Origin of the sequence: Sphingobacterium sp. B16(2022), assembly GCF_012030425.1 — a bacterium.
GTDB lineage: Bacteria > Bacteroidota > Bacteroidia > Sphingobacteriales > Sphingobacteriaceae > Sphingobacterium > Sphingobacterium anhuiense.
In genome coordinates this window covers 207,749-233,413 of sequence record NZ_JAAUVN010000002.1, presented here as the reverse complement: position 1 = coordinate 233,413, position 25,665 = coordinate 207,749, and the positions used below count along the sequence as shown (strand labels likewise).

The following is a 25,665-nucleotide window of genomic DNA, read 5'->3' as shown; positions in this document are numbered from 1 at the left end:
TAGTTCAATATTTAGATAAAATGAAAAGAATATACACTTTTATAAGCATACTATTCCTAGGGTTACTGTTTAGTAACTGTACTAAAACGGAGGATCTGCCTTTACTTCCCAGCGACAAAATACTGGAATATAAGGTGACCAACCTCCCGAATGACGATGTTATCTATGGTGCTATAGATAATGGGGAAAATACCATAACGGTTTACTTACCCTATTATTATGGATTATTAGTAATTGATCCTACAATCCAGGTATCATCTGGAGCCAAAATCGTGGAAGAGATTCTGCCCGTTAAAACGGATGAAAAGGATAAAACATATACTGTAAAATCCGCAACAGGAACAGCACGTACTTACAAATTAAAGATTGAATTACAAAGTACACCTTCTTTTGAAGCGGCTTTTGCATCAACATCTTCCATTGCGCTGACACAAGGACCAGGAACCGCTTTCCCTGCAATAAACGGAACTTTCATGCATACAAACTCTACTCTAGTCAGTATAGTACTCATCAACCAAGAGACGAAGCAACGTGTTCAGATGCCAACGCCGAATAGTTTAAAAGTTTCTCCTTTAGGATATCAACTATCTTATTCTGGCACAGAACGGGAAAATCGTATTCCTTCGGATATCCTAGCGGGCATATACGATGTCGAAGTGACCAATCTTAATCATACCATTAAATTAGCCAATCCGATCAAGATTACCTATCGACAACCAGATGTGGCTTTAACATTATCAGGTTTAAAACTAGCTAAAAACACGGATTGGACAATCAAAGCCTATTTAAGCAAAGTAATACTTGATCCTACAGCAGTTATTATGACACTTAATGGCAAAGATTATCCGCTTACAATCAAATCCCATACCCGTAGCGAAATGCAGGTTTCGTTACCGGCAAACCTTCCAACAGGGAATTTCGAAAATGTTCAGATCAAATTCCAGTTCAAAGACTGGGCTGATATCGTGAAAACACAACAAAATTCAAGTACGATAACAGAATCATAAATATGCATTCACAGTATGCCAAGGTGGCATCAACATTAAAAAAATAAAAAACAGGAGGTCAACGTGAAATTAAACATTAAAACAATCTTACAATCAGCAATGGCTGTAACAGTGCTTTCGGCAACAGTGTGGGCAACAACTCCAAAAACAGAACAGGCTACAGCTGCTTTGCCTCTTACTCAAACAAAAGCAAATACCAACTTCACCGTAATAGGTCAATGGTGGACTCCTTCAGATGTTGCAAACTGGCCTGTTATTTATTTAGATCTTACTACAGGTAACCAAAGCTTAAGTAATGGTGGACAAATCACATTATCCAGTTTTGTCAATGCAACTATTCGTGCCAATGCAGGTTTCGAAATTAGAACAGTAATGGCAGACATGTCGGCTGTTTCGGCATCTGATTGGTCTGCTGCTAATGTAGTAACATCACTAGAAAAAAACGAGTGGTATGAATTTGATTTATCAACAATTAGCATCCTACCAATTCAACCAATTACTGTAATGGTTGGCAACAGTTCTGGAGCGTTGTATGCATTAACTCTAAATAGCTTCAATGATATACAACAAAAAATAGTTAATGGCCAAATTCAAATGAAAACTGATCTAAACATTGAATATAAAGTTTTATAAAAAACTTTATATTATTAAAATGTATTTTTCAAACATATGGTTTAAATAGTAATAACATGCATTCACAGTATGCCAAGGTGGCATCAATATTAAATAAATAAAAAACAGGAGGTCAACATGAAATTAAACATTAAAACAATCTTACAATCGGCAATGGCCGTAACAGTGCTATCGGCAGCGGTATGGGCAGCAGCGCCAACAACAGAACAAGTAACAGCGCCTTTGGCACTTACTCAGACAAAAGCGAATACGAGCTTGACGATCAATGGTCAATGGTGGAGTCCAAGAAATGCAGCAAACTGGCCTGCTGTTTATGTAGATTTTACAACAGGTTCTCAAAGTCTAGGTAACAGTGGACAGGTTGCATTCTTTAGCCATGTCAACGGATCGATCAAAGCCAATGCTGGTTATGAAATCAGAACAGTAGCTGCGGACATCTCGGCTGTTTCTGCATCCAATTGGAGTACCGCTACACCAGTAACATCACTAGGAAGTGGTACTTGGTATGATTACGATTTATCAACCAATGCAAATGAGGCAATTCAACCATTAACTGTTTTGGTAGGTAATTCTTCAGGTGCCTTATATGCCGTAAAACTCAATAACTTCAGCAATGTAGGTCAACAAACAGTTGCTGGTCAATTGCAGGTAAAGGCCGATGCTAATATCGAATATAAAGCGCTTTAAACAACAATAATTTCTTAAAAGATGTCGCAACCGGTGAATGGGTTGCGATATCTTTTTATAAAAAAAAATCATGCTACTTTCAATATCTAAAAAACAAATACGTACATTCCAATTGTTGGCTATTTTCATGCTGACTATGGTATCTTGGTCTTGCAAAAAAGAAACCCCCAATCTACCATATAACGAAATCGAATCGTTTAGCATCAAAGATGCCTCGGGCAAGACCTTGTCGGCAAGTATTGTGGAAGACCGTATTATCCTATACTGGCCACCGCTGGTGGACCAACCAGAAAGCATCACACCGACCGTAAAGATTTCTGACCTAGCCACTGTGACTCCTGCTTCGGGTACGCCAATACAATTAAAGTCTGACAAACCCATTATCTATACCGTAAGAGCACAGGATGGTTCCAGCAAAAACTATACATTATCTTTTCAAGTCAACCAACCCTTATTACAGGTGAAAATTAACTTCCTTTCGCCTTATCGTCTCTATTTACCAGGAACAAACCCATTTGTTTTAGTTGGAGAAAACATTATACCAAACGAAGCTCAAACTAAAGGGTATATCGTAGATAATGATGGTAAAGAAACCTTACTTTCTTTTAACCAGCCCCCAAGCACTTTCGCAGTTAATTTTACTCGTCCAGATGATCTTAAGCCTGGCACATATCGCCTGAAATTGGTATCGGGTCGTTATACTGTATTAACTGATCCCTTCGATGTATTGTTACCCGAGTTCTACAACTTAATCAAATTGGGCAACTACACCGTAAAAAAAGGAGAAAATCTGGTGATGCCGATTGCAAATAAATCAATTTATGAATTATTCTTCAAAGCAGATTTTGATCATTTTATTGCTATTGATAACCTCAACAACACCTACAAATTAAACAATGCAATATTTGACGTAGCAAAAATGACTGTTACAATACCGATACCAACAACTATACAAGGTAACCAGTTAACAAGATTGAAAATAATAGATAAATCTGACAAAGTAATGACTGAATACGAACAGTCCATTACATTAAATTAACATCTTATAATAAAGCTTTTTTGATGTTGTTAATGAACTTATACTTGCCAAAACAGGTAATCCTTGCAACTTTACTAACCACTTTTTTATACAGCTGTAGTAAGGGTAAGTCATCGCCGGAGGAGCCGACAATTACACCTACCCCAGAAGAAACGCTACGAGAAAAATACAGTAAAAGTAGCGCACAGTGGCCAGTCGCAGAATGGTATAAAAATATTGAGATACGAGAACTAGCAGCATTGCCCAAAAATCCTTCAAATGATAAGGTTGAGCTTATTGCTTTGGGAAAAGCGCTTTTTTTTGATCCCCGTACAGGTAATGGCTTGAAGACCTGTGCTTCGTGCCATAATCCGGACACCTACTGGATCGATCAGAAAACAACAGCTGATGGTATAGCTTTACATCACCGTAACACACCATCCATGGAAAATGTCTGGTACTTGGAAGGGAATCTCTTTCACGATGGGCGTGCGAAAACCTATCGTGAACAAATTGCAGAAGCTATCAATTCGCCAATTGAAATGGGCGGAAATACGAGTTCTTTATCTTCCAAACTAATGTCCATACCTGGTTATGTAGATCTGTATGAATCGGCTTATAATAATAAGAATATGACAATAGAGGGTTTGCTAGATGCAATAGCTGCTTATTCCAAATCCATTAGCAGTGGAGAAACTGCATTTGATAGGTTTGTCCAAGGTGATTATCAGGCGCTAAATGACCAACAGCTCGAGGGATTACATTTGTTCCGCACGAAAGGAAAGTGTATCAATTGTCACAACGGTCCGTATTTTACGGACTTAGATTTTCATAATCTCGGCTATGCAGTAACGAACAAAGGTGCATTGGACAACGGACGATTTGAGTCTTCTAAATTAGAAAGTGACAAAGGTAAATTTCGTACGCCTGGATTAAGAAACGTCACAAATACTGCACCATATATGCACAATGGTAGTATTGCTACTTTGAGTGAATTAGTCAACTTACTAAGCCAAGGAATGCCTCAAAAGACTGGTCAGCAGATTAATGGCATATTATCACCACATATACAGAATTTAAGACTCAGCAGTAAAGAGCAGGAAAATATCATTGCTTTTCTGGCTAGCTTATCCAGTAAACCGATAAAGAATGATAGACCAATATTACCCTAAAATAAAAAATCCCAAAGGAGGTCGCCTTTGGGATCTTTGACTATCCACAGATATGGAGGCATCAATATTAAATAAATTGGTACAAAAATAGAAATTTAAAAGGAAAAATAAAGTTAAAAAAAACTAAAGATTGATTAACTTCTCATTTATAGCCAGTGGGACAGCAAAATTAAATCAATTGATTCTCAAGCGGATTCAACATCAGTAGTATAAAGTCTATTTGGCGTAAAAGAATCATTTAAGTAAATATATGGGCAAATCAACTAAATTTATTAGGAAACAAATGAAACTATTGGGTCATGCCGCTCCTATTGGTATTTGTTTATTATTACTCTTAAGTGCCTGTAGAGACCATGGAAATAAAACTATAACACAAGATGAGAGGCTAAGTCCTGACATTGGAACAAAAAAAGAACTGATTCTCGATTCAATTTTTTTGTATGCTCAACAATTATACCGATGGCAGGAATCACTTCCCTCCTATACAGATTTTACTCCTCGTAAGAAGTTTGGAAGCATTAGTCCCGAACAGACTGCTTATGAACGTGAGCTTTTCGCAATAAGTCAATACTCATTGGCCCATAATGGCAAACCATATGAATGGTCTCCAATTGAAGGAAAACCCAAATACTCTTATCTGGAGCGCAGTAGAAACACAAAAAAAAGTAGCGGGCATCTTGCAAGCATGGAGCACCAATATAAATATGCTACACACCTGTCCTATTGGACTTCAGGTAAAAAATACATAGCCTACCTTTACATTGCTTCATTTCCCGAATTAGCTATCGTTAAGACAGAACTCGATAGACTTTTTAAAGAGCTTTCGAATAAACAAGTAACTCATCTGATTTTAGATCTTCGTCACAATGGCGGCGGATATGTTGAGACAGCGGAATATTTGGCCAATTTGATTGTACCTCAAAAACTGGATGGGAAAATCATGTTCAGTGAACAATTTCATCCGAATGTCCAAAATGGCAAGGCTACTCTTTTAGGTAAACAACCCTATTTAGATGCAAATGGAAATCCTGTACAATATAAAGGCCGTTCCGCAACTTTGGCCGATGTAGACTATAGTGAAAAAGCCAATACACATTATTTCGTCAAGAAAGGAGTATTCAACACATTACAACACTTATCATTTATTGTATCCGGACGTACCGCATCAGCTAGTGAACTTCTTATTAGTAGTTTTAAACCTTACTTTCCGGTGAGACTTATTGGTCAGAAAACTTTTGGAAAGCCAGTAGGATTTTTCTCTCTTAAAATTGATGCTTTCGACATTTATTTTGCATCATTCTTGATTCGTAATGCTAATGGTTGGTCGGACTATTTTGATGGAATGTCTGTCGATATTTCCCTAGCCTCCCCAAAAACAGACCTACATATAGGTAATCCGAAGGAGCCTTGGCTAGCATCTACACTGCAAGACATTGTTTCTATTACAGACTCTAAGCTGGAAAAAGGTGTTGATAATATTAAAGATAATCCTCCTTTCGTCTTTTGGCCAGAAACAATAGGTGAGAACCTGCTGTTTAAAACAAATTTTCAATTAAAGAACTAAAAAAATTATGTACAATTTAATTCAGATCGTTTTTCATAGATGATAAATCATTATACAGCATAAAGGTTTTAAAATAAATACGAATATTTGTATAGAATAATTATAACTAAATACTAGAAAAATGCTTAGTCAACATATTAAAGAGCAAACACATGCTGCTCACCAAAACGTAGAAGGTAAAATCGTACGTCAATTAAAAAGTATTCGTTCAGATGCAGATTACACAAAGGTTCTAAAAGGTTTTTATGCCTATTTCCGTGCCGTTGAAGATCGTATTGCACCTTTTGTAACTTCGGATATTTTGCCCGATCTAGCAGATCGTCGTAATTCTTCTTATATAAAAAAGGATATCGAAGCATTGGGCGGAAGTGTAGAAAATCTTCCAGAAGCTAATGCTCCTCTAGTTAACAATGTGTTAGAAGCCCTAAGCTCACTTTATGTTCTTGAGGGATCAATTATGGGTGGGCCATACATTGTGCAGATGCTGAACAAATATGGAATTACTAAAGGCACTTCGTTTTTTGAAGGGTATGGTGAAAACAGTCGCGAAATGTGGGCAGGATTCACGACTGTCTTAAATAAACATGCCGAAGATCCTGAGAGCTATACACTTGCGACAGAGAAGGCAAATCAAACTTTCTACAATTTTGGAAACGTATTTTCCCCTATTGTAAATGTAAACTAAAACACAGCATTATTGTTTATATTTACGAATGGAGCAAAAAAATGATAAAACAAAATGGGTAAAACGCTTAGGCGTAGGTGCTTTTCTCTTTTTCCTTTTTAAAGGTTTAGTTTGGTTAGCCGTATTTTTCTTTGCCGCAAAATCTTGTAATTGGTCGTTCTAAACAAAACCTGATCATATCATTTAATAAGTACATGTTAGTCTCGATTTTTTATTGGGACTAACAAATTATAAATTTTTGTAAATAGTGAGTCTGGCTAATAATTACCAGATTAAATATACTTGCCTATTAATGGTATATTTTTTAATTCCTTCCTCTCCATTTTTACTATAAAAAAAACATAAAGTATCATCAGAATAAAAGCAACAGGAATACGTAATAAAAGTTGCATATCTTGAGTCCAAGAATCGGAATATACATCAATACTCCTTTTCATAAAGAAACATAGCAACATTGCCAATAGATATATTCCTATTTTTTTTACAGGATAGGGTATATAGTAATAATTTTGACCAATGAAATAAGTCACTAACATCATACTCGCATAACAGATCAAGGTAGTCCATGCGGCTGCATACATGCCCCAATAGGGAATAAAAAAATAATTACCAACGAGCGTAATAACAGAACCAAATATCGTGATATACAAACCCATACGCATCCGATCAGTCAGTTTATACCATACTGAAAGATTATAATATATTCCCAAGCATATGTTAGCACATAAAAGTATCGGTACGATGCCCAAACCGGAACGATAGGAAGCCCCGACCATATATTTCCAGGCGTCAAGATATAAAGCAGAAAAAAGAAAAGCTAAAGAAAGTGTGATTACAAACCATTTCATCACAGTTGCATACAGAGCCGGTGCATTTTTGTCTTTGGATTTATTGAAGAAAAATGGTTCTGCAGCCATTTTAAATGCTTGTATAAATAACGTAATAAAGATCGCTAATTTATAGTTTGCTGAATAAATCCCAACGACACTTTGCGCATCGACATCCTGTGACAGCAATTTCGCCAGCATTTGCCGATCCATTACTTCGTTTATCATGCCCGCTAACCCAATAAAAATCATAGGGGCACTATATTTAAAAAGCTGTTTCCAAAGATTGAAATTTATCTTAAACCTGAAACTCTTCCATTCTGAAAATAATAATAAGAATACAAAGAGATTTTGAAACACATTTGCTAAGATTAAAAACCCTATCCGGTTATTAGTAGTGAACCAATGTACAATAGCATCGTCCGGATGATGCACCGCATATTTAGGCAACCATATTAAGAAAAATAAAGTAAACAGTATATTGATAATAATACCGGATAATTTTACAAAAGCGTATCTTTTGGGACGGTTTTCCTGTCGTAATTTAGCAAATGGAATAGCAGTTATTGCATCTAATCCAATCAGATAAAGACACCACAAAATGTATTCTGGATGTCCATCAAGGTTCATAAAATTGTTGATTGGAACAGTAAAAAAAGAAATAAACGTAATGAGTAATGCGGTACTGAGCCATATTGAACCAAACGCTGTTTGAAAAAGTGAGTGTCGGTCTACACCTTGTGTATTTGAAAAACGAAAATACCCCGTTTCAAAACCATAGGTAAATATAATATTTGCTACAGCAATCCAAGAATACAATAAACTGTAACCACCATAATCTCGTACACCTGAAGAATCTATCATCAGGTAAGTAAGAATAGGTGTCAGTAAATAGTTTAGAAATTTTGCTCCAATGTTACTTACACCATACCACAGGGTTTGTCCTGCCAATTGTTTTATAGCCGTCAATAAATTATAGATTTTGACACAATATTAGTGAAACTTTCTTAATTGCTATAATACAAAACGAAAGCATATGGTAAGATAAAAAGCTGGACTAATACTAATAATAATCAACTATTGGCCACGCCATTTAAAGTAAAGATCTTATTTTGACAGACCATTTATAATTCGCACCTGATAAGCTCCGTTATAATGATCACCAACCATAAGATTCTCACTAACCGTAATATAATATTGGCCTGTGTCTGTAAATCGATATTCGAGGACTTTTCCGAATGGACCATCAGAACTCCCGTTTGGAGAAAAAAGCTGACCAATACGGATATTTGCCGTATTGGTTGGACTTTCAAGTATAATATGAGCGGAATCCGGTTTATGGACAGATATAAAAATAGTGTCTGTAATACCTGATTTTTTCTCCATTTTATGAGTAAGACCTCCCTCTAAAAAAGTAATTCCGGACTGCCGATGCAATTCGGTATCCTGAGACTTGTCTTTCACAGCTAGCCTCTGATGAGAGGTATTTGGTTGGCATGCAACAAAAGTGAGAAATATAAAAGAAGTAATGACGAACAATCTAGACATAGTTTTATTATTATAAACAAATAATAGAATCAAATAGTTTACACCCAATTATTTGGTTAAAGCAAATCGTCCTTTAAGATTCATCATCAAAACTCTTCCTGTGTTAATTCCATATTAACCATCGCTCCAGCTGTATTTCCAGTACTAACAGCACTTGCTACGGAGCGCATCATTGTGGTGGAGTCACCACAGGCAAAAACACCTGGAATATTGGTTTTCTGAAAACTATCAACTTTAATATGCCCAGCCTCAGTAAGCTCACATCCCAAATTCACCGGCAGGTCTAAATGCTGTACAAAGGGAACTGGAGCATACACCGCATCAAAACTTTCTGTTCGACCATCATCAAACACCAATTGCTTAACATATCCGTCTTTGTGGACAATTTCTACAATTTCAGTTTCAATTATACCAATTTGATTTTTAGCTAATTTATCTTTTTGTTCTTCTTCAAAATTTGCTTCACCTCTTGTCAAAACCTGTAATTGATCAGTGAGATTATGAACTAATGAAGATAGATGGATTGCCTTATCCCCTTTTCCAATAATACCGGTTTTTTGATGTTTAAATTCATAACCGTGACAGTAAGGGCAATGAATAACTGAAATCCCCCAGCATGCAGAAAAACCCTTTATATCAGGAAAAATATCCTTAACTCCAGTTGCAAAAATAAGTTTCCTACCGATATAAATATTCCCTTCTTCAGTACAGATCTCAAAACCTTCTGACGCAAACCTACCATCTGTCACGACACCATTTTCAAAAATAATGCTTTCATATTGCTCAACCTGTTGCTTTGCTATGGTAGCAATCTCCAAGGGTGTCTTACCATCTTGTGTCAAGAAATTATGAGAGTGTGGCGTCTGTCGATTGCACGGAATTCCACTATCAATTACCAACACATCTCGCAAAGAACGCCCTAATGCCATGGCAGCAGAAAGACCAGCATAGCTACCTCCAATAATGATGACATCATAAATTCTATTTTCTTTCATAATAAACCTTTAATACACCATCCAACAATTACTTTTGTGGGATGGTGTATTAAAGGTAATAACTATCGCAACTTAATTGCAATAACATTGATAGATATTATTATTTCTTACTCTTTCATGACAGATGCATTTCTATCAAAATTTGTATGAATAAATTAACATGCCTACAAACCATATAATTTCAATTATTTTCCAAAATTATTGAAAACACTACTCAATAAAAAAGGCTATCTTAAAGTTTAAGTTAGCCTTTTTTCATTTTTATAATACGAATAAATTAGAAGCTATCTTCTAAATAGCCAATATCCAACGTACATCAAATGCATCCGTTATTTCAATCAAGCTTTGTTTGATTTCATCTGGAGTATAAGTAATCTTTCTATTAACTTTCAATTTATGAATTAATAATTTGCGATCTCCCGCATCATTACAATGCAGAAATATAGATAAATAATTTCCGACCTGACGACCTTCATTATGTACCAAATCTGAACCATGAATTACAATCATATCAGAAATTAATGAGCCAATAATTATAGGTGACTCCGAATAGTTATTCATCTCATTTTTAAATGCTTCAAAATACAACTTACCACCAAAACAATTTTGGTAAAATTGAAGTGCTTTCTTACAATTTCCTGAAAATGTAATAAAAACACCATTCATCATTTTATCGGTTCTCTGAAATAACATATTGCTATAAATTATGCATCAGGTATTTCAGGTTCAACCAATCTCTTCATTTTATCTAATGATTCCTGCCAACCTAAATAGCACATTTCAACAGGTATTACATCTGGAATATTTTCTTGTACAATTTGAAGTTCAGTACCACAGGACACCTTATTCAGTGAAACTGTCGTTATCATTTCTCCCGGAAGATTAGGATCATCAAAACGATCACTATATTTAATTGATTCATTCGGTAAAATCTCTAAATATTCTCCACCAAAAGAGTGCCCATTGCCAGTGCTGAAATTTATAAAAGTCATTTTAAAGTTACCACCTACTTTAAAGTCCATTTGTTGCACTGTACATATAAAACCATAAGGAGGTAACCAGGTGGCATGTGCTATTGGATCAGCAAAAGCACGAAACACTTTTTCAGGACTGGCCTGAATAATGCGATGTAAGGAAACTGTATTCTTTTTCATGACATTAAATTTTAGGAATTAATAATTTTTAGATTCTACATATTTTACAAAACTATTCAAAATGGCTTGCCATCCTTGTTTTTGAACTTCAAACTCATTTTCGCTCTCCGCATCAAAAACTGTCGAAAGAGTTGTTTTACCATCCTTTTCCGTAAATACGGTACGTACCTTTCTTCCATCATTCATGCTGTAAGCCAACTCCTTAAACAATTCGACCTTATCATAAATACCTTCAAAATCAAAGCCAAAACTACCATCTTTAGCTTCCATTCTATTTTTAAATTTTCCATTTACCCAGACATCATTTTCACTTGCAGGACAGTGCCAATTTGGATCTGCACTATTCCATTGCATGATATCACTAGGTGTATTCCAAGCGTCCCATACGATCTCGATGGGAGCATCTACTATTGCTGTAACGTTAATTTTTGTTGATTGTATCATTCCTCTTTTCTTTATGTTTATAATGCTTATACAAAGATGGAGATCATTTCAAAATGTCACATGTTGTAAAAACGACAACTATAGGGGTGGATAACGACAAAAACTATTTGTACATTTATATAACTAAATTAAGAGATATGCAAATTTCCATTTTCGTTCCACAACATGGTACAATAGAAGGCATTACACCCGCATTTCGTACTTTTCAAACCGCTAATGAATTTCTTACCTTCTTTGGCAAGAGACCCATTTTCAATGTCGAATATGTTGGCTTAAATGAATATATCACCGCAAATAACGGAGAGTATACCATAAAAACAAATCGCTTATTATCTGAAGTTACTAAAACAGACCTCCTCATTATCCCTCCAACATTTGGAGATATGGATAAAGGGATAAAAGCAAATGAAGAGGCCATATCCTATTTCAGAAAACTTCATTTAAAAGGAACAAGCCTTGCAAGCTTATGTGTAGGAGCTTTTTTACTAGCAGAAACAGGATTATTAGATGGAAAAAAGTGTTCCACCCATTGGGCATACATAAACGAGTTTAAACAAAGATACCCTGCAGTCGAGATCGAAGATGGAGCTGTGATCACCGAACACGAGAATATCTATAGTAGTGGCGGTGCAAACAGTTTATGGAATTTAATACTGTATCTGGTCGAAAAATATTCAGATCGAGAAACTGCTGTCATGATATCAAAATATTTTGCATTGGATATCGGAAGAGATAACCAGTCTCAATTTGCAATTTTTAGAGGTCAAAGAAACCATAACCACACTGATATCCAAAAAGTACAGGATTATATAGAAAAAAATTACGAAGAAAAGATTACTGTAGAAGATTTAGCGAAACTCATCAATATTGGTCGTAGAACGTTTGAAAGAAGATTTAAAGATGCTACAAACAATACACCTATCGAATATATGCAACGCGTACGCATAGAAGCTGCAAAAAATCATTTTGAAGCCTCACGAAAGAATGTCTCCGAAGTCATGTTTAACGTAGGTTATACGGATACAAAAGCGTTTAGAGATATTTTCAAAAAAATAACAGGCTTAACCCCAATAGAGTACAGAAACAAATTTTCAAAACTTGGAGATGAAATATAAACCTAAAAATCATAAACCAATCCAAAGATCACAAATCACTATTATCGATCATTTACATTTATAGCGACAAGCAATACATTAATTCCTCAGCCAATAAACCATCCGGCCATAGTGATTCTTTTGAATAATTATACACAAAACCACATCGCTGATTCGCAGCTTTTGAAGCTTCATTACCCGCCCGATGTGATACAATAACCTGAGCACACTCCTTTTGCCTAGCCCATTCAATTCGGGCTTGAAAGAATAATTGAGAAAGTTCCCTCCCACGATAAGCCTCTTTGATGAACGAAGAAATTAAAATGGCCTCAGATTGATTATCTCTATTCAGCACTACACCACTTAAACCAATCAATAAATCTAAATGATATAAAGCAAAAATTGCCCGTGCATCATTTTCCAGTAAAGCAATCCAATCATCCTGACTATACAATACTTCTTTTGCATATGAACTACCAAATAATTCGGGATTTGTCTTTAAAGCCTCAAGTCTGATTAACTTATAATCTTGCCATTGAGGTGGGGCTATACGCTCTAGCTTATAATCACTTAAATTAATATTCATTTTTCATTAACTAGTTTAATTTTTCATTTTTCGAGAGAAACAAGTTACTGATGGAAATTTTAAGTTTGATATGCAAGCCTATAGTCCACCTTAGTAAGCAGATCAATATAATAATTTTCTAATTATTTTTACTTTTCACAACTCATTTAAAACCATTAACAACAACGTGAAAAGTCAATAAATTTGACGCTATCTTAAAAAGATCTAAGTAATTACAAACATACAGCAATAAAAAAAAAATTTTTATTGCTACATTTAGATTAGCAAAATTTACATTCGAGCTCAACAGTACTTTTATTATTTTAAAACAGAAAATAAGGGATACTTATTATTAAAATTACATTTTCGAAGACATGAAAATTCCAAAAAAGTTTTTAAGCCGTCAACATGAAATAACTGCTGATTTTTTACGAGAAGTAGATAACCATCTGACAGATATATTATCGGGCAAAAAGGATCAAATGTTTGAGATTAGAGATTTTGCAGCTTTGCTTTACATTCACCCTATTCACCTCAGCAATACAATCAAATCCGCAACAGGGTATTCACCTTGCTATTTCATGGAAAATAGATTAACAGAAATATCAAAATCACTCTTACAAAATAGCGATATGTCAATTGCCGAAATTGCGCGCACATTAACCTATGACCCCTCCAACTTCACCAAATTCTTTAAGCGTTTTTCAGGAAAAACTCCAAAGCAATATCGGGTAGATTATTTCCAATCATTATCATCCGAAGTTAATAAGATAGCGATATAATACTTAAACTGTCACCATTTTAATCAACATTTGTCATTTAACTTTGTTTTCAATAAAAAAAGAACAAATGGAAACAAAAAATAAAATTGCACTTGTAACCGGTGGTAGCCGTGGACTAGGAAAAAATACCGCACTCAAAATCGCATCAAAAGGAATTGATATCATCTTAACCTATCAGTCACAAAAAATTGAGGCAGAAAACACCGTTCTAGAACTTAAAAACTTAGGTGTAAATGCTGTGGCTTTACAACTTAACGTTGCGGACAGCAAAACCTTTGACAACTTTTTCACTGATCTCAAATCGACACTTGTATCGGTATTTAATACCGATAAGTTCGACTTTCTAATCAATAACGCAGGTATCGGTATCCATGCTTCTTTTGCAGAAACGACTGAAGAACAATTTGACAACTTGGTAAACATTCATTTTAAGGGAGCCTTCTTTCTAACGCAAAAAGCTTTGCCACTGCTACGTGACGGCGGTGCTATTATCAATGTATCGTCAGGCTTAGCTCGTTTCGCTACCCCCGGCTATGCGGCATATGCGGCAATGAAGGGAGCAATGGAAACTTTAACTAAATATCAGGCAAAAGAATTAGGAGTAAGAGGTATTAGATCCAATATAATTGCACCAGGAGCAATTGAAACTGATTTCGGAAATGGTTTAGTACGAGACAACGAACAAATTAACGAAGCAATTGCTTCACAAACAGCACTAGGAAGAGTAGGACTTCCAGACGACATCGGAGGTGTAGTTGCTTTCATGTGTACAGATGACGCAAGATGGATCAATGCACAGCGGATCGAAATTTCAGGTGGCATGTTCTTATAGAAGAATAAAAAAATTCAGCTACTAAAACCTGCGTATTCAAATATCACTTTGAAACATGCAGTATTTGAAATCATTAATTTAATACCATTTTAAATTAATGATTTCTTTTTTCTTAGTCTAGTCAACTTCAAAATCAACAAAAACAGCTCCATCAAAATGTTGCTCTTTGATATTCCTAAGGGCATCTTCGATAACAATTAGTGCTGGTTCCCCAATTCCAGAAGTATAGTCCAGGCGAACGAGATAGTCCCATACATCAGAAACTTGGATTGGATAGTAACTTGGATTTTCATGATCAATACCTTGCGCAGAGGCTAATATATTGTAACCTCTAATTTGCAATTGGAGTAATAGGTTCTGATTAACAGGTAAAAATTGCATAGTCATTTAATAAAACAAAATGTATTAAGCTTAATCAAATCAAAAACACATCTTTTAAAAGAATTCTTACAAATACTTATTGAGTGAACCTATGAAATAAACTATTTAAAGACACATCCTTCTAGCTTAACTAAGTTTTTATCAGATATTTTTTGTTAAATATCCTAACTGGTTCGAGAGCTACATAATAAGCAACATCCAGTACAAAATAGCATTTATCTGATTTGTAATGTTTTTATAGTTAAACAAATAATTAGAATAAAATGTTTTAAGAATCAAATTTAAAAATACAATTTTTATTAATTTATACAAGACAAAAAAAGCGGCACCAGAAAAAACCATAACCGATACACTAAACCTCATATCTGTTAAGTTTCTCACTGCAGAGCACTGAAAAATAGTATCAAAAAAAAGCTCCCTGTTCATAACAAACAAGGAGCCTCACTTCAAAGCATTATACACTAATTTTTAATAAACAGACTTGCAATATTAAGAACAGCCTCAGCTCCTAAAGGCTCATCAAAAGATTGAGTAGCCGCAGCCAAAGATAAATTACCTGTAACACCTTTCAAGGTTGTAATATCAACATTTGCTTGAACTTTATTATCTTCCCCCATATAAACTGGATCTACAACAGCACCAATTCCACTATCATTTGCACCTGTAATCCAAGGTTTTTGGTTTGCAGCAGCACCCCCTCTTGCTCTACGCATCTGACGTATATGCGAAGCATGACGAGCCTCTACCGAATGTATCTGTAAAGCGGCGGTTAATACAACTTTATTTCCGAGCAAAATACCTGCCTGTCCCTTATATGCACGGACACCAGTATCTTCAAAAGCTTGAGCAAGAGCTAAGAATGTATCATAATCACTAAAAACATTTCCAAAGGTACCTCCAGCTGTAAAATCAAAAGTAGGTTTAGAAACTGCCTTATCTCCTAATACCTGCTTAAGAAATTTAACATGCGCATTTTCATGATCACGAATGGTTGTAATAGCTCCCAAGGGTCTACCTGAAGGAATTAGATTGGGGGCAGCAACCCCTTTAGTATAATATTCCGCTTCAAGATATTCCAACGTTAACGCATAATTCAATACACCATTAACATCTGTAGGAGCTGTCGCGCCATAAGCTTTTTTAAAAAGATCACTTATAAGGAAGGGTAATGCGGCCAAAGTAACCTTTTTTCCAAAAGAAGTCATATTTCGAATAACTTCTCTGCGTGGACTAATGCGATCAGTAAATTCTGGATCAACATTATTTATTTCGTCAAAAACATTTAATAGATTCATAACAATAAGATTTAGAAGGTTAATAAGTAGGTAAATCCTTTACATCAATTTTAGATTTGATAAATGGGGAAGCCGCCTGAAGTACCATTGTGGGGCTTTTAGCGACATCTAAACCATTTGAATCAATAACTTCCATATTCGCAAAACTTCCGTTATCGATCAAATCTCTGATCAATGCAGCATGCCTAGCTTCAACAGATACAATTTTACCTGCTAAGGCAAGGTAGTTGACATCTTTGATCAGCCATCCAGCACCATTATAGGCAGAGACACCCAGATCTTCAAACGTTTTGGCAGTGCTAAGCACACTTTCCCTACTTGAAAAGTTAATACCGGAAAGATTAAATTCTAAATTTGAAATAGCTTTCCCACCTAAAGCTTTTTTAAAGAATTCGCGATGAGCAACCTCATGATCCCTGATATCTGTTAAGTAAGTCTTTTCCAAATCTGATATACCAGAGTATGGACTATTTACAACCTGAATATAAAAAGCCGCTTCAAGTTGCTCAAGTGCGTAGGCATAATTTAAAATAGCGATGTCACCACTGCCAAAATAAAAACCATCGGCCCCCATATCTTCATCATGGCGGTCTTTTTTACAACCAGTTACCCCAAGTAGGGCAAGACTTGCCACGCCTGCACCGGTAAATTTTAAGAAATCCCTTCTCCGAAGGTCTTTTTTATCGAGATGTTCGTTTTCTTCTACTAAACACTCTTTTTGAGATGACATTTTTTCCATAACATATTCGTTTTTAGTGTATAATTTTTTAGTTTATGAATTTATATACGACAACTTTTTATGAGTGGATTGGAAGATTTTCTTTTTTTTCAATATTTTCTCAAAACAAGTATATACCACATATTACAAGCGTATTAATTCACCCTGCTTTATTTTATGTAAGCTTTAGAAAATATATTATACTATTTCGATTCATAAAAGAGGATACTACTCCTAGATTCTCATCCCCTATTAGTACACCTGTGCAAACGATACTTCCTGCATAAAAAAATAAAGTATCGTTAATCTCCGATAGAAAATCAATGCTTATTTTTAAAAAAAAGGCAAAATTGTGGTATAATTTTAGCTACGATATAATGCAGACCAACAGCAAAATATAAAAAAGCTAGTTGATAAATGTACCAGTAATTAGAAACCGAAAATTAAATTTAATAGCATGTCTTTTCACACATACCTAAAGAATATTGAAGAAAAAACCGGAGTAAGTCCCGAAGCATTTATAGACTTAGCAACCCAAAAAGGATTTATAGAAAACAATAAAATTAAAGCTGAAATAAAAGCTAATCAAATTATCAATTGGTTAAAAGAAGATTATCAGCTCGGACATGGTCATGCACAAGCAGTGTATGCTTATATCAAAGGGAAAAGAGATTAAGTCGCATTAGCACTAACTTAATATTTGTTTTTATATGATTGATTAATATGTTATACCTAAAAAGTGTTGAAAATACTAAGCCACATGTGGATCGTATATCTTACCCATACAACATTCCATCCATCCATAGTTTAGATAAGCTTACTTTCCATAGCCCAGTTACTTTTATCGTAGGAGACAACGGATCAGGAAAATCTACTTTTATCGAATCAATTGCGATTAAGTCAGGATTTAATGCCGAAGGTGGAAGCTTAAATTTTAACTTTTCAACGAAAGAATCACATTCGAACCTTTATGAGGATATCAAACTGATCAGAGGTCCATACCGCTTTAGAGACGGTTATTTCTTAAGAGCGGAGAGTTTTTTTAATGTTGCCAGTGAAATAGATAACCTTTACGAAGGCGATCAAGCGAAATTAGAAGAAGCATATGGTCAATCATTACATCAATGTTCACATGGAGAAAGCTTCTTAGCACTGATGCATAATAGATTATCAGGAAAAGGATTTTATATTTTTGACGAACCAGAATCAGCACTTTCATTTGACAGTCAACTCAATATGATGATTCGGATAAAAGAATTGGTCGATCAAAACTCTCAATTTATTATTGCAACACATTCCCCTATTTTATTATCCTATCCCGATTCAGAAATATATAAAGTAACAGATAGCGGACTTGAATTAACGCATTATGAAGAAACAGAACAGTTTAAATTGACCAAGCTTTTTATTAATAATTATCGACAAATATTAAATGAACTGGGACTATAAATTTCCCATAAAAATAGAGATGGCTTAATCCCTTAATTTTAGACTAATATATTTTAAAATTATTTTTCTCTAAAGCCTTAATAGCGTTCCTTTCATGTTCTTCAAGCATCACTAATTGCTGTGTATCCAAGCTTGAAACTGCAGGGATAAAAATAATCGGAAATCGCTTAGGTGCTATAATATCCCATAAAATTTTTATACGCTCCATGTGAAAATCTGAGGTGACTAACATCACCAGGTCTGGTCTTTCTTCCTCCAATATTGGTAAAGCCTTCCTAATATCATCAACTGAATGCGCCGAAAGGGCAAAAGGTAAAAAAAAATGATTTGGGATTCCTTTTGAAACGAGATATGCTTTGCTGTATGTTGCATGTGGAAGATCTGTAGGATTAAAACCTCCAAATCCGCCTGAACATAAAATCTGGTAGGAATCATTATACCTGCAGAGTTCAAATACACAATTAAGTCTGTCAGTTGCAATTTGACTCAGATTTCCCCTTTCATCATTTGGCGCACCCAAAACCAAAATTACTTTCTTCATGATTTAAACTTAAAAAAAGTATCTGAGATTTTATAATCTAATAGCGACACCAACATAAAAACGACTGAAAACACCTACTAAAATATTCAGAAACAATCCTTTTTTAGTTTAAAAGATTAAAACTTAAATCGTATACCTACCCCAAGCTGAAAAACATCAGCAAGAGAAAGTGCTTTTATATTCTGAAAATAATTAATAATATAATAGTCATTTGAATTGAATTCAGTATAAATTCCAATCTTTTCTATTCCGATTTCCTTCCATATTTTATTCATATTGAGTTCAATTTCATTAGATAATGAGATGTGAGGTCTCAAAGCAGGAGACCAATAATAATAACCAGATGGATATTCCGATGAATTAAATTTAAATGATAAATCATCATGAAAAGTATAACTGAGAAATACACCTGGATTAAGTGGATACAATTTCCCCCAATTATTTAACTTTATTTCAAAAGGCTTGTAAGCAAATTTTGCGGTTATCGAATGTAGCTCTCCTCCCTTAGAAACAGGTACATAACCATAATTAAAATCAATGTTACCTCTCTTATTTTTAAAAATATCATATCCTGCGCCAACACTTATATAACCAATGCTTCCAGCATATTGAATAATTGCCGCATCTGGGATTAAAAAGTTCTTTTTCTGTGCATTACTCGGATTGACTGTGCCAATTAAAAAAAGGACTAGTATGCTTAATTTAAAAAGATATTTGTTCAAAGCTCAGTTTATTATTTACAATTTCGACTAATAAAAATTCATTTTTTCCAATTGCACTCGTGACCACAAAAGGTGTTTCAAAGTTTCCAACAGTAAACTCCTCAAAAACATGATTATGAGCATGAAAGGATGTGAGAAAACCTCCGGCGTTGCTAAATGTTGAAGCATAATCGTATTCCAGATTTTGATCAAAATCTGGAGAGGTAGGTGGAACATGAGAAATAGCCACATAACTCTCTACATGAGGCTGTGGCTCTAGCTCCTTTTTAAGCCAGGGTATATTAGGTACCTGACCATTAAAATTATACTCCCTACTGTTCGTATCATGACAGATAAATTTAACTCCCCCATATACAAAAGAATAATTGAGCTTTCCATACATATGCTGAAATGCATCTCTGCCACGTGAAGTAAGATCATGGTTGCCAATAACCGCAAGAAATGGTCTATTCAGCTTAGTAAGGTTTTCGGCAACCCATTGCATTTCTTTAAGGTTACCAAACTCAGTTATATCGCCAGCCACAATCACAAAATCAATCCCTGTCATCGTATTTACTTTCTTATAAAAATTTACTGTTTCATTATGTGACCGCTGCGTATCTCCTGTTATTATAAACCGGACAGTATCATCTTGCTGACCATCCCCCAACTTATTTAAATTGATTGCGTTGAGATCGCGATATGAATTTTTACTAAAAATCTGATTTGGACTATATTCAAAATCACTACAACCGGAAAAAACCGAAATGAATACTATAAAAGTGACCTGAATTGCCAACCTGATTGCTTTTTCTCTAATCATTGAAAAATAATTGAAAGATTAAATAAGAAATAAAAGCACATTAACACCATTTGTGAAAACGATGAATCACTATGCAGTTTCGAATATTATAAGATATTGAAGGCATTTACATGCCGCTATAATATTTATTACGTTTCGAAGTAGTACAAATATTAAAATATAAATTGACCTTTTGACCTTAAAAATCAGAAATAGTTTTATTGAGACTTTTAAATGACAAAAATGGCCTTTAAAAGGAACAAACAGAGATAGTTCTTCAGAATTTTATTAAGTAGCTTTTTGATATGAGTAAAATTGAAATAAATGAAACATTAGAATACTAAACAACTAATAAATCGAACTTAATATTAATACATAAAACTATAAAATTGATTTAAAAATCATAAATTAAATAAATTACACCAGCTACTTTACGAAATAGTTGTTAATAGAAAATAGTATTTAAAGATTAAAATTTCTTATAATTCGATCATCAATAAGTTTTAAAAACGCACTAATGGTTATATAAAAATTTGAACGATTTAAAATCTAAAATTAAACTGACCATATTGGACATATATAGGAAATATAAAATTTGAGATTAAATTATTGCTACATTAAATACAATAAAAACGCCATAATCAACCCATCTTACATTCCTCACATGGCTCAAATTAAAAAAATTAGAACACGCTAAATGCATAGGCAAATACCATCTTGGATGAAAATCTTACAGTGCAATAAAATATGCGTCGCTGAATATAGATTAGAAGAAAATAACGATATTAGATTTAATAAAATGCAGTAACCAAGCGATTATCAAGACCCTTAAAAACTATGACTCATATAGCACTGCTTATTGGCAATGACATCAACAATATCAACAAGGGAACAAGTTGGAATGATCTGTTAATGAGCATTAAAAAAAAATACCATGTTCAATCCTTAGAAAATGGTCAAAAACCATTCCCTATGCTTTACGAAGAGATATTCCTGAATGCCATAAAACAAAAGCATGTGGATGAAAAAGAGCTTAAAACTTTCATTGCAGATGCCGTTTCTGCTATACAACAAAATGAAATCCATGAACTAATTAGAGCATTACCCGTTCAAAATATCATGACAACCAATTATGATTTCAGTCTAGAAGGCATACATCCGAAAATAAAAACAAGTTTAGTGAATGAAACGACCTATAGTGTATTTAGACAATATCAATCTTTAAACAAAAACTACTGGCATATTCACGGAGATTGCAATAATCCGTTTTCTATTAACCTTGGCTATGAACATTATTGTGGACAACTACAAAAAATGCGTGAGTATGTTGTCAATGGACCAAATTATGCCCCGAGCACCAAAGTATATAAAACATCCCTTATTAGAAGATTACAAACAGGCAGACAAATGGTTTTACAATCATGGGTTGATCTGTTCTTCACAAATGATCTACATATTTTCGGTCTCTCCTTGGATTTTGTCGAGATCGACCTATGGTGGCTTTTAACCTATCGAGCAAGAAACAAGTTTTACAAGAAGAATACCTTTATCAAAAATCAGATTTATTACTATATTCCTAAGAAATATGTAAAAGATTCGGCAGACAAAATACAGCTTTTAGCCGCCAATGACGTTAAAGTAAAGATCGTTGATGATGAAAACAAAATCAAGTATTACAAAGCCGTTGTAAAAAGTATTAAGGATAAATTGTAGGATAACAGTCTAAAAACTAAAGTACACAAAAAGTGCTCGCTTTACATCAAATTACGAGCACTTTCAATAAATTTAAAACTTCATTTTCTGAATTCTTACAGCATTCAGTATAGCTATCAAAGATACACCGACGTCAGCAAAAACTGCTTCCCACATTGTTGCTATCCCCCCTGCACCCAAAATCAATACAACTCCCTTGACCACAAAAGCTAAGGTAATATTTTGCCATACGACGCGCTTAGTTTGCTTTCCGATCCGAATTGCAACTGGTATCTTGGACGGTTTATCGTCCTGTATAACCACATCAGCAGTTTCGATGGTCGCATCGCTACCTAGACCTCCCATTGCAATACCTACATCACTTAGAGCTACAACAGGAGCATCATTTACACCATCACCAACAAAGGCAACGCGTTGATTTTGTGCTTTGATTTCTTTAAGTTTATTGACTTTATCTTCCGGCAATAAATCTCCATATGCCTGATCAATTCCCAATTGATCAGCCACATATCGAACCACTGTACTTTTATCACCACTTAGCATAGTTGCTTTTACATTCAGTTTGTGTAATTGCTGAATGGTTTCTAATGCATCAGTCTTAATGCTATCCGCAATAGTAATATATCCGACAAACTTACCGCCATATGCAACAGCGATCAAAGTATACACAATCGTAGCGGGATCAACATCATAACGGATATTAAACTTATCCATTAACTTAAAGTTGCCGACCAATAATTGCTTTCCGTCCACGGTAGCCTGCAATCCATGCCCGCCTATTTCTTCCACTTGATCTAAACGAATATTATGATCAACCTCACCGACATATTGATGAATAGCTGTAGCTACAGGATGAGTACTGTTACTCTCCAAAGCATTCACCATCTTTAATATTTCAGCTTGATCAAAATTAGTATCAAAATTAACCTCTTGCACCTGAAAGACACCTTCAGTCATCGTTCCAGTTTTATCCATGACCACATGCTGAATATTCGCTAGTGTATCCAAGAAATTACTTCCTTTAAACAAAATTCCATTGTGGCTTGCAGCGCCAATTCCTCCAAAATAACCCAAAGGAATAGAGATTACCAGAGCACAAGGACAAGATATAACTAAAAATACCAATGCCCGATACAGCCAATCGCTAAATACATAATCTTGCACAAACAGCGCAGGCAATAAACAAATACCGATCGCCAGAAAAACTACTATTGGCGTGTATACTTTAGCAAATTTACGGATGAATAATTCAGTTGGTGCTTTTTGAGCAGTTGCATTCTGTACCAGCTCTAGGATCTTACTTAATTTACTATCTGTATAAGCAGTTGTTACTTTAATCAAACTAACCGTATTCAAATTAATCATTCCAGCAAGAACGGTCTCTCCTTTAGATTTACTATCCGGTTTACTCTCTCCAGTTAAAGCGGCCGTATTGAAAGATGCGACATCAGATAACAATTCACCGTCCAAACCCAGTTTTTCACCTGGTTTTAGCTGAATGATTGAGCCGATTTCTACATTTTCAGCTTTTATGATCTGGGGTTGATTATTGATTAGAACAGTCACCTCATCTGGACGTTGATCCAAAAGTGCTTTGATATTCCCTTTAGCCCTTGATACGGCTAAAGTTTGAAAAACTTCCCCAACAGCATAAAATAGCATGACCGCCACACCCTCAGGATATTCTCCAATAGCGAACGCACCGATAGTAGCTATAGCCATTAAAAAGAATTCGGAAAAAACATCACCTTTCCGTATACTGACTATTGCATCCTTAATGACCGGAAAACCTACCGGAATGTATGCTATTACATACCATATAGACCTTACCCACCCTTGAAACCAACTCTGTATTACCCAGTTATCCAAAGCAATAGCAAGCATCAAAAGAACAAAAGATATAATCGCAGGAGTAAACAGCTTCAAAGGGCTACCTTCTACATGAGAGTGATCGTGTCCATCATCATCAGTATGTTGAACTTGACCATCTCCATTATGATTATGTCCTTCACATTTACCCTGATGACCGATGAGTTCCTGAGCACCAGCCTGATTATATATTTTTGTTGTCTGTGTGCAGCAAAGCTGCGTACCAGCTTCGTCGTACTTGTGTTTATGTTGTACAGTCATTGTATAAGATTCTTTAACTTAATTAATACTATCAAAGATAAGCGCTCATGCTGTGCAATACTATTGCATAGTTTCATTCATACAATTTTCGCAAATACCTTTAGCAAAAAGTCGGACCTCATCAATTCGAACCGAATTATTATTGGGCGCAGAAAAATTAATATCTGTCCGGCAAGTGGTATGCTTACAGATCTTACAGTAAAAATGAAGATGCCAGTCTTTATGTGTTTCCTCATTACAATCATCATGACAGAGGATATATTTGCTCGTATTATTTTCCTGTATACTATGCACAATACCTTTTTCTTCAAAAGTTTTGAGTGTACGGTATAGGGTTATACGGTCTGCTGGATAGAAGTGGGCCTCCATTTCAGATAAGGATAAAGCAATATGTTGAGAGGCTAAAAAATCGTATACTAATATCCGCATACTTGTTGGCTTTGTATTTTTATCCCGAAGTTTATTCTCTATTTCATTATTCATGCACTTGTAATTTAAGCGAATATTCTATTTGTTCTCATTAAAATAACAATTAGAAATCCTTAACAGCACTTAATATCTTGTATTTTTATCATTGATTTCAGCACAAATAAGTATTAAAAACTTCTATTATCATACCAAAATATACACATAAATATATGAAATTTAACTCCAAAATAAGTTTAATTTCTCTCGAAATAAGATTAATGAGGTATCAAGAACAATAAAGAGTCAACTTCTACAACTACAATACTGACCATAATTTTACATTTTACTAACTATTTTTAAGTGGCAAGGATAACGGACTGCATAATGTAATTCATCATTTTGGGAATACAGGCCCACTTCTATAAAAAATAACTATTGTACTACTCAAACTTATTTTATCCTGCGTAACTTATTAAATTTTAGCACACAAACTGATTCTATTAACCACATTTTGTATCTT

The 25,665-nt window shown here is 34.7% G+C and carries 28 protein-coding genes; 13 read left to right on the top strand and 15 right to left on the bottom strand.

The features are described from left to right. Positions 1 to 20 precede the first annotated feature (20 nt). From HCX49_RS11470 to HCX49_RS11440, 7 genes are all read left to right on the top strand, one after another. Positions 21 to 1,007, top strand: coding sequence for a hypothetical protein (locus HCX49_RS11470; protein WP_206368412.1), 987 nt, complete (start codon positions 21 to 23; stop codon positions 1,005 to 1,007). 99 nt (positions 1,008 to 1,106) lie between these two features. Next, positions 1,107 to 1,640, top strand: coding sequence for a hypothetical protein (locus HCX49_RS11465; RefSeq protein ID WP_168127140.1), 534 nt, complete (start codon positions 1,107 to 1,109; stop codon positions 1,638 to 1,640). 117 nt (positions 1,641 to 1,757) lie between these two features. Then, entirely contained in the window at positions 1,758 to 2,327 is a 570-nt protein-coding gene (locus tag HCX49_RS11460) for a hypothetical protein (RefSeq protein ID WP_132770869.1), read from the top strand. Positions 2,328 to 2,397: 70 nt separating this feature from the next. Continuing rightward, positions 2,398 to 3,366, top strand: coding sequence for a hypothetical protein (locus HCX49_RS11455; RefSeq protein ID WP_132770870.1), 969 nt, complete (start codon positions 2,398 to 2,400; stop codon positions 3,364 to 3,366). A gap of 32 nt (positions 3,367 to 3,398) precedes the next feature. Then, positions 3,399 to 4,517 (top strand): cytochrome-c peroxidase, encoded by a 1,119-nt coding sequence (locus HCX49_RS11450; protein WP_168127139.1) that lies wholly within the window; start codon positions 3,399 to 3,401, stop codon positions 4,515 to 4,517. A gap of 283 nt (positions 4,518 to 4,800) precedes the next feature. Next, complete coding sequence (locus HCX49_RS11445) at positions 4,801 to 6,081, top strand: S41 family peptidase (protein ID WP_168127138.1); 1,281 nt, start codon at positions 4,801 to 4,803, stop codon at positions 6,079 to 6,081. A 121-nt stretch (positions 6,082 to 6,202) separates the two neighbouring features. Further along, positions 6,203 to 6,766 carry a biliverdin-producing heme oxygenase gene (locus HCX49_RS11440; RefSeq protein WP_132770873.1) on the top strand — a complete coding sequence of 188 codons (564 nt, stop codon included), beginning with the start codon at positions 6,203 to 6,205 and terminating at the stop codon, positions 6,764 to 6,766. Between the two features lie 272 nt (positions 6,767 to 7,038). Here the strand turns inward: HCX49_RS11440 and HCX49_RS11430 are convergent, their stop codons facing one another. From HCX49_RS11430 to HCX49_RS11405, 6 genes are all read right to left on the bottom strand, one after another. Next, positions 7,039 to 8,562: a polysaccharide biosynthesis C-terminal domain-containing protein gene (locus HCX49_RS11430; RefSeq protein ID WP_206368410.1), complete on the bottom strand. Its 1,524-nt coding sequence runs from the start codon at positions 8,560 to 8,562 to the stop codon at positions 7,039 to 7,041. Between the two features lie 138 nt (positions 8,563 to 8,700). After that, entirely contained in the window at positions 8,701 to 9,141 is a 441-nt protein-coding gene (locus HCX49_RS11425) for a hypothetical protein (protein WP_168127137.1), read from the bottom strand. A gap of 86 nt (positions 9,142 to 9,227) precedes the next feature. Next, a complete protein-coding gene (locus tag HCX49_RS11420; protein ID WP_132770875.1) occupies positions 9,228 to 10,136 on the bottom strand; it encodes an NAD(P)/FAD-dependent oxidoreductase in 909 nt (302 codons plus the stop codon). Positions 10,137 to 10,427: 291 nt separating this feature from the next. After that, complete coding sequence (locus HCX49_RS11415; protein WP_132770876.1) at positions 10,428 to 10,829, bottom strand: glyoxalase; 402 nt, start codon at positions 10,827 to 10,829, stop codon at positions 10,428 to 10,430. Positions 10,830 to 10,840: 11 nt separating this feature from the next. Further along, a complete protein-coding gene (locus tag HCX49_RS11410; RefSeq protein ID WP_021187851.1) occupies positions 10,841 to 11,290 on the bottom strand; it encodes an SRPBCC family protein in 450 nt (149 codons plus the stop codon). An 18-nt stretch (positions 11,291 to 11,308) separates the two neighbouring features. After that, on the bottom strand, positions 11,309 to 11,734 hold the full coding sequence (locus HCX49_RS11405; RefSeq protein WP_132770877.1) for an SRPBCC domain-containing protein: 426 nt from the start codon (positions 11,732 to 11,734) through the stop codon (positions 11,309 to 11,311). Between the two features lie 137 nt (positions 11,735 to 11,871). On the opposite strand from HCX49_RS11405, the gene HCX49_RS11400 reads away from it, so the two are divergent. Then, entirely contained in the window at positions 11,872 to 12,849 is a 978-nt protein-coding gene (locus HCX49_RS11400) for a GlxA family transcriptional regulator (RefSeq protein WP_132770878.1), read from the top strand. Positions 12,850 to 12,907: 58 nt separating this feature from the next. Here HCX49_RS11400 and HCX49_RS11395 read toward each other — a convergent pair whose 3' ends face one another. Continuing rightward, entirely contained in the window at positions 12,908 to 13,414 is a 507-nt protein-coding gene (locus HCX49_RS11395; protein WP_132770879.1) for a GNAT family N-acetyltransferase, read from the bottom strand. A 353-nt stretch (positions 13,415 to 13,767) separates the two neighbouring features. Here HCX49_RS11395 and HCX49_RS11390 point away from each other — a divergent pair, with 353 nt between their 5' ends. Both HCX49_RS11390 and HCX49_RS11385 read left to right on the top strand, forming a co-directional pair. Next, positions 13,768 to 14,175 carry a helix-turn-helix domain-containing protein gene (locus tag HCX49_RS11390; protein WP_132770880.1) on the top strand — a complete coding sequence of 136 codons (408 nt, stop codon included), beginning with the start codon at positions 13,768 to 13,770 and terminating at the stop codon, positions 14,173 to 14,175. A gap of 67 nt (positions 14,176 to 14,242) precedes the next feature. Beyond that, positions 14,243 to 15,007 carry an SDR family NAD(P)-dependent oxidoreductase gene (locus HCX49_RS11385; RefSeq protein ID WP_132770881.1) on the top strand — a complete coding sequence of 255 codons (765 nt, stop codon included), beginning with the start codon at positions 14,243 to 14,245 and terminating at the stop codon, positions 15,005 to 15,007. A gap of 117 nt (positions 15,008 to 15,124) precedes the next feature. Here HCX49_RS11385 and HCX49_RS11380 read toward each other — a convergent pair whose 3' ends face one another. From HCX49_RS11380 to HCX49_RS11370, 3 genes are all read right to left on the bottom strand, one after another. Then, on the bottom strand, positions 15,125 to 15,394 hold the full coding sequence (locus HCX49_RS11380; protein ID WP_031286882.1) for a hypothetical protein: 270 nt from the start codon (positions 15,392 to 15,394) through the stop codon (positions 15,125 to 15,127). Positions 15,395 to 15,849: 455 nt separating this feature from the next. Further along, positions 15,850 to 16,683, bottom strand: a complete 834-nt coding sequence (locus tag HCX49_RS11375) for a ferritin-like domain-containing protein (protein WP_132770882.1) — start codon at positions 16,681 to 16,683, stop codon at positions 15,850 to 15,852. 19 nt (positions 16,684 to 16,702) lie between these two features. Next, positions 16,703 to 17,422, bottom strand: a complete 720-nt coding sequence (locus tag HCX49_RS11370) for a ferritin-like domain-containing protein (protein WP_021187857.1) — start codon at positions 17,420 to 17,422, stop codon at positions 16,703 to 16,705. 436 nt (positions 17,423 to 17,858) lie between these two features. Here HCX49_RS11370 and HCX49_RS11365 point away from each other — a divergent pair, with 436 nt between their 5' ends. Both HCX49_RS11365 and HCX49_RS11360 read left to right on the top strand, forming a co-directional pair. Continuing rightward, a complete protein-coding gene (locus tag HCX49_RS11365) occupies positions 17,859 to 18,077 on the top strand; it encodes a DUF4287 domain-containing protein (RefSeq protein ID WP_021187858.1) in 219 nt (72 codons plus the stop codon). A 47-nt stretch (positions 18,078 to 18,124) separates the two neighbouring features. After that, positions 18,125 to 18,850: an AAA family ATPase gene (locus tag HCX49_RS11360; RefSeq protein ID WP_132770883.1), complete on the top strand. Its 726-nt coding sequence runs from the start codon at positions 18,125 to 18,127 to the stop codon at positions 18,848 to 18,850. Positions 18,851 to 18,893: 43 nt separating this feature from the next. On the opposite strand, the gene HCX49_RS11355 is transcribed toward HCX49_RS11360, so the two are convergent. The 3 genes from HCX49_RS11355 to HCX49_RS11345 form a co-directional block, all read right to left on the bottom strand. Next, complete coding sequence (locus HCX49_RS11355) at positions 18,894 to 19,391, bottom strand: YdcF family protein (RefSeq protein ID WP_132770884.1); 498 nt, start codon at positions 19,389 to 19,391, stop codon at positions 18,894 to 18,896. 116 nt (positions 19,392 to 19,507) lie between these two features. After that, a complete protein-coding gene (locus HCX49_RS11350; RefSeq protein WP_021187861.1) occupies positions 19,508 to 20,113 on the bottom strand; it encodes a hypothetical protein in 606 nt (201 codons plus the stop codon). Further along, positions 20,094 to 20,915, bottom strand: a complete 822-nt coding sequence (locus HCX49_RS11345) for a metallophosphoesterase family protein (RefSeq protein ID WP_132770885.1) — start codon at positions 20,913 to 20,915, stop codon at positions 20,094 to 20,096. Before HCX49_RS11345 ends, HCX49_RS11350 begins: the two co-directional genes overlap by 20 nt. A gap of 816 nt (positions 20,916 to 21,731) precedes the next feature. Here HCX49_RS11345 and HCX49_RS11340 point away from each other — a divergent pair. Beyond that, complete coding sequence (locus HCX49_RS11340) at positions 21,732 to 22,607, top strand: SIR2 family protein (protein WP_168127136.1); 876 nt, start codon at positions 21,732 to 21,734, stop codon at positions 22,605 to 22,607. A gap of 72 nt (positions 22,608 to 22,679) precedes the next feature. On the opposite strand, the gene HCX49_RS11335 is transcribed toward HCX49_RS11340, so the two are convergent. Then, entirely contained in the window at positions 22,680 to 24,737 is a 2,058-nt protein-coding gene (locus tag HCX49_RS11335) for a heavy metal translocating P-type ATPase (RefSeq protein ID WP_132770886.1), read from the bottom strand. A gap of 60 nt (positions 24,738 to 24,797) precedes the next feature. Then, positions 24,798 to 25,220, bottom strand: coding sequence for a Fur family transcriptional regulator (locus tag HCX49_RS11330; RefSeq protein WP_132770887.1), 423 nt, complete (start codon positions 25,218 to 25,220; stop codon positions 24,798 to 24,800). Positions 25,221 to 25,665: the final 445 nt, after the last annotated feature.